General features: G+C 70.8%; 10 protein-coding genes. 4 read left to right on the top strand and 6 right to left on the bottom strand.

Going from position 1 to position 13,675, the window contains the following annotated elements:
* Nucleotides 1-372 precede the first annotated feature (372 nt).
* Entirely contained in the window at nt 373-1,443 is a 1,071-nt protein-coding gene (locus ACWDRB_RS03145) for a M20 family metallopeptidase (RefSeq protein ID WP_363965983.1), read from the top strand.
* Between the two features lie 343 nt (nt 1,444-1,786).
* Here ACWDRB_RS03145 and ACWDRB_RS03140 read toward each other — a convergent pair whose 3' ends face one another.
* Nucleotides 1,787-1,951 (bottom strand): hypothetical protein, encoded by a 165-nt coding sequence (locus ACWDRB_RS03140; protein ID WP_449891645.1) that lies wholly within the window; start codon nt 1,949-1,951, stop codon nt 1,787-1,789.
* Between the two features lie 132 nt (nt 1,952-2,083).
* Here ACWDRB_RS03140 and ACWDRB_RS03135 point away from each other — a divergent pair, with 132 nt between their 5' ends.
* Nucleotides 2,084-3,292 carry a cytochrome P450 gene (locus ACWDRB_RS03135; protein ID WP_449891644.1) on the top strand — a complete coding sequence of 403 codons (1,209 nt, stop codon included), beginning with the start codon at nt 2,084-2,086 and terminating at the stop codon, nt 3,290-3,292.
* 105 nt (nt 3,293-3,397) lie between these two features.
* On the opposite strand, the gene ACWDRB_RS03130 is transcribed toward ACWDRB_RS03135, so the two are convergent.
* The 5 genes from ACWDRB_RS03130 to ACWDRB_RS03110 all read right to left on the bottom strand — a co-directional run bounded on the left by ACWDRB_RS03130 (nt 3,398) and on the right by ACWDRB_RS03110 (nt 10,551).
* Nucleotides 3,398-4,300 carry a serine hydrolase gene (locus tag ACWDRB_RS03130; protein WP_449891643.1) on the bottom strand — a complete coding sequence of 301 codons (903 nt, stop codon included), beginning with the start codon at nt 4,298-4,300 and terminating at the stop codon, nt 3,398-3,400.
* 96 nt (nt 4,301-4,396) lie between these two features.
* A complete protein-coding gene (locus ACWDRB_RS03125; protein WP_449891773.1) occupies nt 4,397-5,743 on the bottom strand; it encodes an alpha/beta hydrolase in 1,347 nt (448 codons plus the stop codon).
* Between the two features lie 404 nt (nt 5,744-6,147).
* Entirely contained in the window at nt 6,148-8,358 is a 2,211-nt protein-coding gene (locus tag ACWDRB_RS03120; protein ID WP_350722921.1) for a bifunctional SulP family inorganic anion transporter/carbonic anhydrase, read from the bottom strand.
* 78 nt (nt 8,359-8,436) lie between these two features.
* Nucleotides 8,437-9,846: a hypothetical protein gene (locus tag ACWDRB_RS03115; RefSeq protein ID WP_449891642.1), complete on the bottom strand. Its 1,410-nt coding sequence runs from the start codon at nt 9,844-9,846 to the stop codon at nt 8,437-8,439.
* Between the two features lie 183 nt (nt 9,847-10,029).
* Complete coding sequence (locus tag ACWDRB_RS03110) at nt 10,030-10,551, bottom strand: YbhB/YbcL family Raf kinase inhibitor-like protein (protein ID WP_350722918.1); 522 nt, start codon at nt 10,549-10,551, stop codon at nt 10,030-10,032.
* 726 nt (nt 10,552-11,277) lie between these two features.
* Between ACWDRB_RS03110 and ACWDRB_RS03105 the strand changes: the two genes are divergently transcribed.
* Nucleotides 11,278-11,799 (top strand): PH domain-containing protein, encoded by a 522-nt coding sequence (locus ACWDRB_RS03105; RefSeq protein WP_350722916.1) that lies wholly within the window; start codon nt 11,278-11,280, stop codon nt 11,797-11,799.
* 281 nt (nt 11,800-12,080) lie between these two features.
* Nucleotides 12,081-13,535 carry a PH domain-containing protein gene (locus ACWDRB_RS03100; protein WP_449891641.1) on the top strand — a complete coding sequence of 485 codons (1,455 nt, stop codon included), beginning with the start codon at nt 12,081-12,083 and terminating at the stop codon, nt 13,533-13,535.
* Nucleotides 13,536-13,675 lie beyond the last annotated feature (140 nt).

Raw genomic sequence — 13,675 nt, 5'->3', positions numbered from 1 at the left:
TGGGTGGCGGCGGCCGGCGCCGTCTCCTGGGTGAGCGGTTGATGGTGTTGGCGGCAAGGCGTGTTGGTTCCTGGGCGGGAGCCGGTTCGGTTGGTGGCAGCGGATGTGCTGCTTGGGCGAGTGGTCGGTGGAGTGGGCGGCGGCGTTCGCCATCTCCTGAGTGAGCAATTGACGGCGTTGGCGACAGCGTGCGCTGGTTCCTGGGCGGGAGCCGGTTCGGTCGGCGGCAGCATGCACCGCTTTCAGAGGATCTAAGTGCGCGGCAGGCGCATGACCCCTTCATCACCCCTTCTCGGACGGCGATCGGGCCGGTGCGAGCTGACGGCTGCGGAGAGGAAACGGAATGAAGCACGAGCTCTACGGAGGGACGGCATGATCGAGGATCTCGAAGAGCTGGTGTTGTGCGAGTCCTTCACCCACGACCTGGAAGCCGTTGCCCGCAGCGCGAAGGTCGTGGCGGCGATGGGAGCCCGCTACCTGGGCACGCAGCCCGAGTTCCTCGTGATCGACGGCGTCACGCACCTGCGCTGGACGTTCGGCACCCCCAAGGTGTTCCTGCTGTGTCATCACGACACCGTCTGGCCGATCGGCACCCTCGCCACCCACCCCTGGTCCGTGGTGGACGGCGTGGCCCGGGGGCCCGGGGTGTTCGACATGAAGGCGGGGCTGGTGCAGACGTTCCACGCGCTGGCCGGGCTCGACTCGCTCGACGGCATCACTCTGCTGATCAACGGTGATGAGGAGTGCGGTTCCCGTACGTCGGCCGAGCTGATCAAGGAGACCGCCCGCGGGTTGGCCGCCGCGTTCGTCATGGAGGCGAGCGCCGACGGCGGCGCGCTGAAGACGTCCCGCAAGGGCACCGCTCTCTACACCGTCAACGTCCGCGGCCGGGCCGCGCACGCCGGGCTGGAGCCCGAGAAGGGGCTGAACTCCGCGATCGAGCTGGCTCACCAGGTCCTGGCCATCGCCGCCATGGGCGCAGGGGCCACCACTGTCACGCCGACGGTCTTGTCGGCCGGCACGGCACGCAACACCGTCCCCGCCGCGGCCTCGGTCTCGGTGGACGTGCGAGTGGCTGAGATGTCGGAGCAGGATCGGGTGGACGCGGCCTTCCGCGCGCTCCGGCCGGTCCTGCCCGGCACCCGCCTGGAGGTCCTGGGCGGCCCCAACCGGCCGCCGCTCGAGAGCGCGATGTCGGCCTCGTTGTACGCGTTGGCGCAGGAGCTGGCATCGGACCTGGGAGTGGGGCCGCTGATCTCGGCCTCGGTGGGCGGCGCCTCGGACGGCAACTTCACGGCGGGAGTCGGCTGCCCGACCCTCGACGGGCTGGGTGCGGTGGGCGGCGGGGCGCACGCGGACGACGAGCACGTCATCGTCGCCGAGATGCCCCGGCGCACCGCCCTCCTCCGCGCACTGATCGAAGCCGTCCGTGGCGGGGCGTGAGCGTGGGTGTCCTTGCCGTGTGACCCGAGGTGTTCGTCCCGGTGGCCGTAGGGCGGCTTGGGCGATCTCCTCGGCGGTGCCGAGCCGGTTGGTTGATGGGCTGGTTGGCGTCGGCGTGGTTGGAGGCACAGCCGGAGATGCCGCCAAGGCCGCTGAGGCCCGGATGCCGCCGAGGCTGTTGGGGCGGGAGACGCTGTAGAGGCCGATGTATGCCGACGAGGCCACTGCCGAAGCTTGGGATGCCGCCGAGGTGACGGTGGCTCTGCTGTCTTGTGCGCGCATGTGCCGCAGTGGAGGTCCCGGCGGCGATCAGGTCTGATGCGGTGACGTGTCAGAGACCGTGTCAGCTCGGCAACGGTCCGATATCAGCGCGGTCGGCGATGGTGGATCCCATGAACGGCTCAGCCATCACGGCCCCGTGCTCGACGGCATCGCGCCGGATGCCCGGACCGGCACGGCTCGGATCCGACGGCGCTGGGAAGACCGCGGCAGCGAACGTGTTGACCACGCTGCTGGCCCCCGCACGACCGGCTCACCGGCGAGGAAAACCCGCTGCTGATGGCAGACCCAGCGTCATCGCTTCCGTTCAGTCCTGATCGCGATGTCCCGACTTGAACCTAGGTCGATGAGAGGAATGACCATGGAAATCCCCCTCACCAAGATGCCGACCGCGCGTCAGCCCGGCTGCCCCTTCGACCCGCCCAAGGAGCTGATCCAGACCCGCGAGCACAGCCCGATCACCCCCTACCCGTTCCCCGGCGGACACCAGGGCTGGCTCATCACCGGATACGACCTGGCCCGGTCGGTCCTGGCCGACCCGCGGTTCAGCTCGCGCAAGGAGCTCATGCGCCACCACCCGCTGATCGACTACAGCGAATACGGCGACATCGAGCTCCCTCCGGCGCCGCCCGGCGAGTTCCTCCTCATGGACGACCCGCAGCACAGCCGCTACCGCAAACCGCTGGTGGGCAAGTTCACGGTCCGGCGGATGCGGCTGCTCACCGAGCGCGTCGAGCAGGTCACCGCCGAGCACCTGGACGCCATGGAGAAGGCCGGCCCGTCGGCGGACCTGGTGACCGCCTTCGCCAAGCCCATCCCCGCCATCATCATCTGCGAGCTGCTGGGCGTGCCGTACGAGGACCGGGGCCGCTTCCAGGACAACATCGACAAGTTCCTCGGCGGGGAGGTCAGCGACGAGGAACTGATCGCGGCCTACACCGCGGTCCAGCAGTACCTCGCGGAGCTGGTGGTCGCCAAGCGCGCCAATCCCACCGACGACGTGCTCAGCGACCTCACCGACAGCGACCTGACCAACGAGGAGCTGCAGGGCATGGCCCTGATCCTGTTGTCGGCGGGGTTCGACACCACTGCCAACATGCTGGCGCTGGGCACCTTCGCGCTGCTGCAGAACCCGGAGCAGCTGGCGGCGCTGCGCGCCGAGCCCACGCTCATCGAACCGGCCGTGGAGGAGCTGCTGCGGTATCTGAGCGTCCTCAGGGCGTTCCAGAGGGTAACGCTGGAGGACGTCGAGCTGGGCGGCCAGACCATCAAGGCCGGTACGACGGTCATCCTGTCGGGCAACACCGCCAACCGCGACCCCGAGCGCTTCACCGACCCCCACGTGCTGGACATCCGCAGGCAGGACGGCGGCCACCTGACCTTCGGCCATGGCATCCACCAGTGCCTGGGTCAGCAGCTGGCCCGCGTCGAGCTGCGCGTCGCGCTCCCCGCGCTGCTCAACCGCTTCCCCACCCTGCGCCTGGCCGTACCGGCCGACGAGGTCGCCCTGCGCCCGGAGACCGCCGACATCTACGGGGTCAAGAGCCTCCCGGTCACCTGGGACGTCTGACAGCCGCGGCGTAACGCGCCCTCGTCCGTCCCACGCCGCCGCCCTTCGCCGCCAGGGCGGGGTGGAGCGGAGGAATGGGCGGGGCCGGGATGGACCGGCTCGGCCTCACCTGTGGTCCGCAGCCTTGAAGAGGGCCTTGGTGACGAGTTCGGCGACGTGCTCGACCGCTTTCACCCCGGCCCCCATCGTGCGGTGCCGGTGGGAGATGACGGCGATCAGGTACGTGTACCCGTGGCGGTCGCGTACCCGGCCGATGCTGTTGACCGTCCACCGGCCCCCGTCGCGCGGCCGTGGCAGCCAGCCGTTCTTGAGGGCCACGTCCCCACGTCCGGCCGCGCTGACGCCCCACGACTGCTCCGGCGTCACCTCGCTCATCAGGCCGAGCACGTACCGGCGGTTCTTGGCGGAAAGGGGGCTCTTGGGGGAGGTGAGCGCGGTCAGGAGGCGGAGCTGGTCGGCGGCGCTGGTCGTGGTCGCTCCCCACGCTCCTCCGGGGCCGGGGGTGGTGTCGCGCAGGCCGAGCTTCCGGTGGGCGGCGGCCAGGCCCGGCGCGCCGCCGATCGCGGACCACAGCGTGGACGCGGCGGCGTTGTCGCTGACCTTGACGGCCCGCGCCGCCGACCGCCGTTCCCGGCCGGTGAGGCCACGGTGCCGGCGCTGGGCCTTGAGCAGCAGCGCGACCACGAGGTCGACCTTGACGATGCTGGCGGTGGCCGTTCTGAGGCGGTGGTTGTAGGTGTAGGACAGGCCGGTGGAGAGCTCGCGTACCGACACCGAGAGCTGGCCGGGGAGGTCGTCCAGGTAGCGGTGCAGGGAACGGGTCAGCGCCTTCCTGTACGACGAACCGCGCGGACCAGGCGCTGACGGCGTGGTCGCGGCGACCGGGCGAGGGACGAGCGGGGCGGGTACGGGTGCGGGGGCGGGGCTGCATGAGATGAGCAGGGATGACGAGAGGACGGACGCCAGCAGGGTTCGCCGGAGCGGTCGCGTCCCGGGCTGGGACGGCACGGCGGCCTACATGGGGGAGAAAAGCGACAAAGAGTGCGAAGCCATGGCAGGCAGCATTGCGGCGCAGCTGTTTCTCCGGTGTTAGCCAGGGCGGGTTCAGCTCGGTGAGCCCTTGCCTGCCGGGTCCAGCGGCGTCTGCTTGCAGGTGATACCGCGCTTCGGGGGCTGAGCGCTGATCAGGTACTGCTCGACCGGTTCGCGGATGCACTTCTCCGTGTTGGTCAGGTAGGCGGTGTGTCCGTCGCCGTCGTAGGTGAGCAGGACGCCGGATGTGAGCTGGTCCGCCAGGCTCTGAGCCCACTTGTACGGGGTCGCGGGGTCGCGGGTGGTGCCGATCACGAGGATCGGCGGCGCTCCGGTCGCGGTCACCGCCCTGGGCTGCCGGGTGGGCCTGACCGGCCAGTACGCGCATGCCAGCCACGGCCACACGACGAACGAGCCGAAGTGCGGCGCGACCTTCCCGGCCCGGTCGGCCAGGTCCTGAACGGCCGCGAGATCGGCGGGAAACGGCTTGTCGACGCAGTTGATCGCCTGCAGCGCCCCGAACGGGGCGATCATCTCCTGCGCATAACCGAGCTTGAACAGGCCGGTGCCGTCACCGTCGTCGATCGCCTGTATCAGCGCCTGCCGCAGCGTGGGCCAGTAGTTCCGGTTGTAGAGGGCCGTGTAGATTCCCTGCGTCACCCCGTCGTCGTCCACCGGGACGCGGCCGTCCGCCCGGTTCTTCAGGGGCACGCGGGCGGTCCGTTCCTGCAGGCCGGAGATCTTGCCGACGGCCCGGTCCACGCTCCCCGTGCCCAACGGGCAGCCGGCGGTGCTGACGCAGTAGGCGGCGAAGGCGCGCAGTGCCGTCTCGAAGCCCTCGGCGTGACCGAGGAGGAACTCCTCGCCCGTCAGTTTCGGGTCGGACGCGCCGTCCAGGACCAGGGCCCGCACGTTCCGCGGGAACTGGTCGGCGTAGAAGGCGCCCAGGTAGGTGCCGTACGAGAATCCGAGGTAGGTCAGTCGCCTGTCGCCGAGCGCCGCCCGCAGCACGTCCATGTCGCGGGCGGCGTTGACCGTTCCGACGTACCGAAGATTGGCCCCGGACCTGGCCTCGCAGGCGGCCACGAACGCCCGCCAGAACGTGACCTCGGCGTTGACCTGGGCGCGCGTGGTGGGCGGATCGTAGAGGAGGCGCTGCTCGGCCTGCCGGTAGTCGAGGCAGCGCACCGGATCGCTCCGCCCCACGCCGCGGGGGTCGAACCCGACGAGGTCGAAGCGATCTCGCAGTGCCTCGCCGAACGCCTGGCTGGAGGTACGGAGGAAAGAGACGCCGGATGCGCCGGGCCCTCCAGGGTTGGTCACCAGTGAGCCGATGCGCCGGGATCTGTCTTTCGCGGGCAGCCGGATGACGGCGATCTTCAGCTGGTGACCCTCGGGACGGGCGTAGTCCCGTGGCACCTTCAACGTGGCGCACTGAAAGCCTTCTCTGCAGTCCGACCACGACAATTTCTGCTGATAAAACGGCTCAAGGCCGGATGCCGGCCCGGTCGCCGTCATCGTCATGCTCTGCGCGCCGGCGCACGCGACCGCGAGCATTCCCGTCGCCGCGGCTACCGCTGCTCTCCGAAGTGCCGTCACCGCCCATTCCTCCTGCTTCGGGCGATTCATTACTCTACGTGAGACTATGTACCCATTCAGTTATTATGTAACGCAAAGTGAGGGGCGGAGGCATCGACACCTCCGCCCCTCCGGCCCCTGGGAGTCAGGACCGGCGTCGCGAGGAGCGCCATGGGCATATGGAGAACCTCGCCGGCCCCCGCGACACTAATCCGCCTCCCGGCGCCGCGTCTGCGCAGGATTACTCAGAAGCTCATCATCCGCTCGGCCGGTGCGGGGCGCAGCGGCGGCACCATGTGCACCCTGGCCGAGCCGATGTCGAAGAACAGCCCCACCAGCTCCAGCTTCCCGGCGCGCACCTGCTCGTCGACCTTCCGGTACGTGCGCAGGTTCTCCAGCTGCTGCTGCACGTTGACCCGGCACAGCACGTCCAGAGCGCCGCTGTGCAGCCGGTCACCCTCGGTCTCGATGAACGTGGCCAGGCTGTGGTTTCCGTGCCGCAGCCACCTCCTCAGCCCCGGCAGGCTGCCCGCCTGCACCCCGCCGCTCAGCACCCCGGCCATGGCGCCGCACCCGGAGTGCCCGCACACCGTGATCGTGTGTACGCCGAGGACCTGCGTGGCGTACTCGATCGCCGCCACCACCGAGTCGTCGTGCGGTTCGGAACCCCGGCGCGGCACCAGGTTGCCGATGTTGCGCACCGTGAACAGGTCTCCGGGCCCGCTCGCGGTGATGAGGCTGGGCACGATCCGGGAGTCGGCGCACGTGATGAACAGGTGCGAGGGCTGCTGCTTGCGGGCCAGCTCGGTGAAGATGGGCCGGACCAGCGGCGCCGTACGCCGGTGGAACTCGCGCGCCCCCGCCGTCAGCAGGCACTCCGCCTCGGTGGAGTCGGGAGCCGAGGGACGGACGGGATGACGGCGGTGCGACCACGGCAGCCACCAGCGGTCCGGCACCTTGGGCGGCGACTTCACCGGGAACATGCGCGCGCCGCTGGCCGCCAGCGTGTACCACTCGTCGTGCAGCTCGTCGATGTCGACCGTGCCGCCCATGCGCTCGTGGTCCAGCCGCCAGGAGTGGATGGCCTCGAAGGCGGCGTTGTCCATGAAGTCGATGTTCAGGTCGAGGTCCACGGCGGTGGCCGGGGCGATCGTCCGCAGTTCGTGCGTGAGCCTGGGCACGCCCAGGAACGTCAGCGAACCGGACACCGTCACGTGCAGCCGCCCGTCGCCGCCGTCGCGCTTCAGGACCGTGACCCAGGTCAGGCGGCGCAGCGCGAGCAGCGCGGCCAGGATCAGCCCCACCACGACGCCCTCGGCGAGCCCGAGCGCGATGACGGTGAGCATCGTCACCACGTAGACGGGCACCTCGCCGTGGCCGTGCACCTTCCTGATGTGACCGAGGTTCACCATCTGCACGCCGATGAACACCAGCAACGCGGCCAGCGCCTCCAGCGGGATCAGCTTGATCGTCCAGCCGAACCCGATCGCGAACACCAGCACCCACACCCCGTGCAGGATCGCCGACCAGCGGGTGTGCGCGCCAGCCTGCACGTTCGCGGTGCTGCGCACGATCACCCCCGCCACCGGCAGGCCGCCGAGGGCGCCGGTGACCATGTTCGCGACGCCTTGGCCGGTCAGCTCCTGGTCGAGGTCGGCGCGGCGGCCGCCGTGCATCCCGTCCACCGCCACGCAGCACAGCAGCGACTCGCACCCGGCCAGCAGCGCCACCAGCAGCACCGCCCCCACGATCAGGTGCCAGTCGCCGTGCGGCAGGACCGGGAAGGCCCACTCGGTGACGCTGTGGGACAGGTCCACGCGCGTGACGTCCCATTCGAACACCCACGCCGTCACCGCCGCCACGACCAGCGCCACCAGTGGCGCGGGCACGACCTTGACCCGCTTGGGCAGCCGCGTCCACAGCGCCAGCACCGTGATCGTGAGCAGGCCGACGGCGACCTTGTGGCCGTGCAGGTTCGCGATCTGGCCGGGCAGCTCGATCAGGTTGGCCACGGCCGAACGCTGCGAGCTGCCACCCAGCACCACGTGGAGCTGGGAGAGGGCGATGATCACGCCGACGGCCGCCAGCATGCCGTGGATGACCGCCGGCGACACCGCGAGTGCCGCCCTAGCCGCCTTGAACACGCCCAGCAGGAGCTGTACGGCGCCCGCCAGCAGGGTGATCATGCAGGTGGCGCGCCATCCGTACGTCTGCACGAGATCCACGACCACCAGCGACAACCCGGCGGCGGGTCCGCTGACCTGAACGGCGGAGCCGCCCAGGACGCCCGCCACGATCCCGCCGACCACGGCGGCGATCAGACCGGCGGCCAGTGGCGCGCCGGAGGCCATCGCGATGCCCAGGGACAGGGGCACCGCGACGAGGAAAACCACGAGCGAGGCTGGCACGTCATGCCGGAGGGTGCTCAGCCAGCTACTCTTCGTGTCGGGGATCATGGAGCAAACCCTATTGCTCCGTCGACCCTGCTTTAGGTGTGTCTCACGCTGGTTTTACCCATTAATGGGCGCGTGCGTTCACCGGTAGTAGTCGTGCGGGTGTTCCTGGTCGGACCCGCGACGGTGGTTGCCGCCGTCGTTGCCGTTCTGGGAGCCGTACGTCGGCCACGAGGTCGCGCTCGACGGCGGCTCCGGCCAGGCGGCGGCCGGGGCGGTGGTGATGTCGCCCGTCTCGTACGCGAACGGCGCGCCCTGTGGCGTCGGAGGCACCGGAGTCGACGTGGACAGCACGTCGTCGTAGGCCGAGACCGCCCTGCCGGGCACGGTCGGGGTGCCGGTGGCGGGGGAGGGGCCGGTGAGCGGGTCGGTGTCGTCGGCCACGGCCCAACCGGAGCGCACCTCGTACGAGGCGGGGTAGGAGGAGCGCGCGGCGGGCTGCTCGAACGCCGGCCAGGACGTCCCCGAGCCGTAACCGGCGGCGGGGGCGGGGTCGTCGAGGATGTCGGGCTGCGCGGGCCAGGAGCCGGACGAGGAGGGCGTCGCGGGCGGGTTGGTCCAGGTGGTCTCGGCCGCGTTGTTGTAGGCGGGGAACGGGTCGCTCGTGGGCGCGCCGTGGATGGGGGCCGGCTGGGCGGGGAAGGAGCCGCTCGAGGAGGGGGTGGCGGGGTAGGCGCCGCTCCCGCCGGGCTGGCTCACGGGGCTGGCCGGGAAGGTGCCGTTGGCGGCGGGGGCCGCCGGGAAGGAGCCGGTGCCGCTCCTGGGCGAGTTGTTGGACGACAGGGAGTCGGGGCGGGGGGAGGGGACCGGCTGGGCGCCCGCGCCCAGGATGCTCATCACGTCGGCCGTGGGGGCCGCGAACGTCACCGTACGCTGGTCGGCCATCTCCGACTGGGACGGAGCGGGGCGCTTGGCGGGCTCCACCAGGTCGGCGAGGTTGGCCGCGGCGGAGGCCGGCTGGCGCTGCGGCAGGGGGGCCTGGACGGTGGTCGCGTCGGGGTCGACGGCGGCGGCAGCGGGCCGCGGCTTCGCGGTGCGCTCCTGGCGCTTGGGGGCCGCGGGGCGCTCGGCGGGCTTCTCACGCTCGACCGGACGGGAGGAGGCCTTCCTGGCCGCCACGGTGCCACCCGCGCCGAAGCCGCCCTCTTCCGCGTCGCTGCGGATGTTGGCCCAGAACTCCTCGTCGTCGTCATCCGTGCTCGGGTTGCCCCACTCGTCGACGCCGCGCCTGCCACGCTGACCGGTGCGCACCGGTTTGGGCTCCCGCTCGCCGATGGGGCTGAAATCGGGGCTGAAATTGGCCATGCGAGGCTCATGCGAGGCGAACTCGTCGGTGGACCGCGTCTGGGTCCTCTCCTCCTTCTCGGCCATCTCCTTCAGGCGTTCCGGAGGGAGAGAGCTCTCCCGGCGGCTCATGGAACGCATGCCCAGTGCCACGACGACGAGCACGAGGAGCACGACGGCGACCAAGCTCACTACGACCGCGATCATTGCACCACCCTCAAAGCCATGGCCTCCCTTCGGCGCCGGTGAGATCGCGCGGCCATCGACGCGACCTGCCCCCTTTGATCACCAGTGCCTAACGATTGGATCTGATTGTGTCGGACCACTATGAGCGTTGTCACACCCTACGTGAAGAATAGGTACACCGGACTACCTGCTGTGATCGCTCTCTCACTGGATGTCGACCGCTGTGAGCCGACCCCGGGCGATCGTCTTGTCCGCGATCTCCTTCAGGATGTCGGGGAGCTCGTCACCCTGCTTGAGGTCGACCCGTCCGTTCAACGTGTAGACGGTGAAGCGATAGCTGCCCGGGCTTGTGCAAGGCGGCTCATAGCCCTCCTTGCCGCCGGTGACCTTCGCCTGGCCGGACCCTTCGGGCGGGTCCGCCGCGGCGTTGGGCCCCAGCTCGGTCGTGGTCGCCGGGATGTTGTAGAGCACCCAGTTGACGGCCGAATCGGACGGTGTGTGGGAGTCGACCACGATCGCGATCGACTTCGCCTCGGACAACGGTTGGCTCGACCAGCGCAGCGGAGGACTGCCCTCGCCACCCCGGCAGGAGTATTCGGCGGGGAGCGGCTTGCCTTCCCCCAACTCCGGGCTCGAGACGTTGATCTCCGCGATGTCCTTGGCCTGAGATCTGCCGATGAAGCTGCCGCAACCGGCCAACGCGAACGCCGCAGTCACCGCCGTCACACTGACGGTGATGCGTCGCATGCGTGTTGCCGCGTTACACAGCCCCATGCCGGACGATGCTACGCGGCTCTCGGCGGTGCGCAGACCGTTTCTCGATGGTCGGTGCTCGGTAAAGGATCCGAAACGGGTCAGAATCGCGGGATCCGTGGAGTGACGTTGGCCACAGGAGTGGCCTGCGTGTCTGTTGGGGGACCGGAATCGGGTCGCGCCTCGGGACCCGGCCTGGCCTGCTGGTTCGATGCGGTGGGACGGGGGTGGAGTCATGCGCCCGGATCCGACAAAACGGACAGCGTTTTCGGTCGCGGTGATGCGGCAAAAACCAGGTGCGCCGTATTGGCCCCTGGATGTAGGAGCTCGTGGTGATTCGGGCGGCTCTGGTGGCCCGAATCGGGCGGTGGTGGTTCGCGGGGTGAGGGGTGCCGGCGCGACGGCCGGTGGCGCGGTGGTCGGGGACCGGGAGTCACGGCCGGTGGTGGTTCGAGCGGGTGACGGCGGCTGCCACGTTGCGTGAGGCGCTTGCGCGGTGGTGCGGTCATGCGCTGGCCGAGCCTGGTTGGCACGTACGTGGCGCCGCCGACGTGGCCAAGCTCGACAGCCTGCGGCCGGCCGCCACCGAGCATGGCACCGGGGCGGAGGGGCGCGACGGCCGACACGCCGAGGATCTCGGTCGATCTTTGGCGGCTCGCGGGCTGATCGCCCCGCCTCCGCGCGCCCTAAGCTGGCCTTGTGACGTCAACTGGCCCACTGCGCGATCCGGCGAACCGCGTCTCGCCGAAAGCCGTCCGCCTGTGGCTGCTCGAATCGCTGGTCGCCTTCGTGTTCTTCCTCGGCGGCTCGCTTCTGGTGGCGCGGTGGGTGGGCGGGAGCGGCTGGTCGTGGGTGCCCGGCTGGTTCGCGGACAACTCATGGCTGCTGCCGGCCGCGGTCGTGCTGCTGACGGCGCCGTTCCTGGTGGCCGAGCCGTTCGTACGGTACGCCGTGCACCGCTGGGAGCTCTCAGGGGACGTCGTCTACGCCAGGTCGGGGTTCTTGACCAGGGAGTGGGTGTTCGTGCCTGTGAGCCGCATCCAGACGGTCGACAAGGGGCAAGGGTGGATGGAGCGGCTGCTCGGGCTGGCCACGCTCGAGATCCGTACCGCGTCCCACGCCGGGTCCTCGACGATCAAGGGTCTGGACTACGCGGTGGCGGCCGGGCTCGCCGAGCAGCTCGCGCACCGCGCCGAGGCGCTCAGGGACGACGCGACATGACCGACCCCCACCACCCGCAAGGCGACCCGCCCCCTCAGCCCTCTTGGAGCGACCCGCGTCCTCAGCCGGATCCCGCCCCTCGAAGCGACCCTGGTCCTCCGCCTCTGAGCGAGCCGCGTCCTCTTGCCGGTCCTCCGCAGCCGTACCCCCGGGACGGCGCTCCGCCCTGGGTCGCGCACCCGGGCGGCGGCGATGGGAGCGGGCAGGCATCCGAGCAGTGGAGCGGTCCGCCCGGCCCGATGGGAGGGCCGCCGGGTCCTCCGGTCCGGGTGCCGCTGCGGTTGAGCCCCAAGGTGCTGCTCATCGACCCCGTACGCATGCTGCCCTCCCTCCTCCTGCCCCTCGTCGGCGTGCTGTTCGTGGGCGGGTTCTCGGCCCACTCGTACGTATGGGCGGCCCTGGGCGTGGCGGGCACCGTGGTGTTCGCGATCATCAGGTGGGCCACCTTCAGCTACGAGATCGTCGGCGACCGGCTGGAGACCAAGCGGTCGCTGATCAGCCGTTCCGTCCGTACCATCCCGCTTGAGCGGATCCGTGGCGTCGACGTGTCCACGCCGCCCCTGCACCGCCTGCTCGGCCTGACCGTGCTCAAGATCGACACCGGGGCCAGCGGCGGCGACGAGGAGGCCGAGCTCGACGGGGTCACGCCGGAGGAGGCCGACCGCCTCAAGTCGGTGCTGCTGCGGCGCGCGCCCCGGCCCGAGGCGCAGGTGTCCGAGGCGGCGGTCCCTCACGAGCGGGTGATCATCGGGGTGCCGCGGAAGTGGCTGCTGTACGGGCCGCTGTCCGGCGCGTACCTGCTCACCCCCTTCGCCCTCGCGGGCGGCGCCGTGGGCCTGGCGTTCCAGTGGGGCGACGACCTGGGCCTCGACCAGGACGCCGCCTGGAGCGCCGGCGAATGGGTCTGGGACCATCCCTACCTGCTGGTGGCCGTGGCGGTGCTGCTCGTGCTGGCGATGCCGGTCGTGGGCGGGCTGATGTACGCGGTCTTCAACTGGGACTTCAAGCTCAAGCACCGCGACGGCTACCTGGTCGCCGAACGAGGGCTGATCAACCGGCGCAGCGTGTCGCTGGAGTCCGCCCGGGTGCGCGGCTACGAGATCGTGGACGGGCTCGCCGAACGCTGGGCCGGGGTCGTACGGGCCTGGGCCATCGTCACGGGGCTCGGCGACTCCGAGACGCGCGGGCAACTTCTGCCCGACGTGCCCCGGGCCGTGGCGTACCAGGTGACCGCGGAGGCCATCGGCCCCCACCAGGCCGAACTCCGCCGCCACCCGCCCGTGGCGCGCAACCGCCGCCTGTTCCGCGCCGTCTTCCCGTGGGCCGTGCCGGCGGTGGCGAGCGCCGTGGGGATCTGGGCGACGGGGATGATCCTCTGGTGGGTCCTGCTGGTGCTCGCGCTGCTGCTGGCCGGGGCCGGGGTTCCGCTCGGGCTCGACCGGTACCGGTCACTGGGGCACGGCTACGACGGCGTACGCGTGGCGGTGCGGTCGGGGTCGCTGCGGCGCTCCCACGCCGTGATCGAACGCCGGGCCGTGGTGGGGTGGCGGCTGCGGCAGACGTGGTTCCAGCGGCGGGCCGGAGTGCTCACGCTGATCGCCGGGGTCGGGGCGGGCAAGGGGGGCTACTCGGCGATCGACGTGTCGGTGGCCCAGGGGGCGGCGTTCCCCGGTGAGGTGACGCCGGAGTGGCTCGCCCCCTTCCTCGAGTCCCCCGGCACACCGCCCACGGCCTGACCCCCGGCACCGCCCGAGCCCCCGGTCCCTCTCCTCTGTGCGGTGCACCGGGAAGTTCGTGCCGAGGCATCGATCCCTCTTCCCTCGGCGGCGGACCGGGAGGCCCCGGCCTTCGTCACGGCCCTCGCGCCGGTGTGGTG

Source organism: Nonomuraea sp. NPDC003707 (assembly GCF_053587055.1).
Note: the sequence above shows the minus strand (reverse complement) of the source record. Positions and strands in the feature narration are given on the sequence as shown.

Bases quoted from the DNA above. Each gene is read 5' to 3' on its own strand.
- ACWDRB_RS03145 (WP_363965983.1), top strand. From the start codon at position 373: ATGATCGAGGATCTCGAAGAGCTGGTGTTGTGCGAGTCCTTCACCCAC.
- ACWDRB_RS03135 (WP_449891644.1), top strand. From the start codon at position 2,084: ATGGAAATCCCCCTCACCAAGATGCCGACCGCGCGTCAGCCCGGCTGC.
- ACWDRB_RS03120 (WP_350722921.1), bottom strand. From the start codon at position 8,358: ATGATCCCCGACACGAAGAGTAGCTGGCTGAGCACCCTCCGGCATGAC.
- ACWDRB_RS03115 (WP_449891642.1), bottom strand. From the start codon at position 9,846: ATGATCGCGGTCGTAGTGAGCTTGGTCGCCGTCGTGCTCCTCGTGCTC.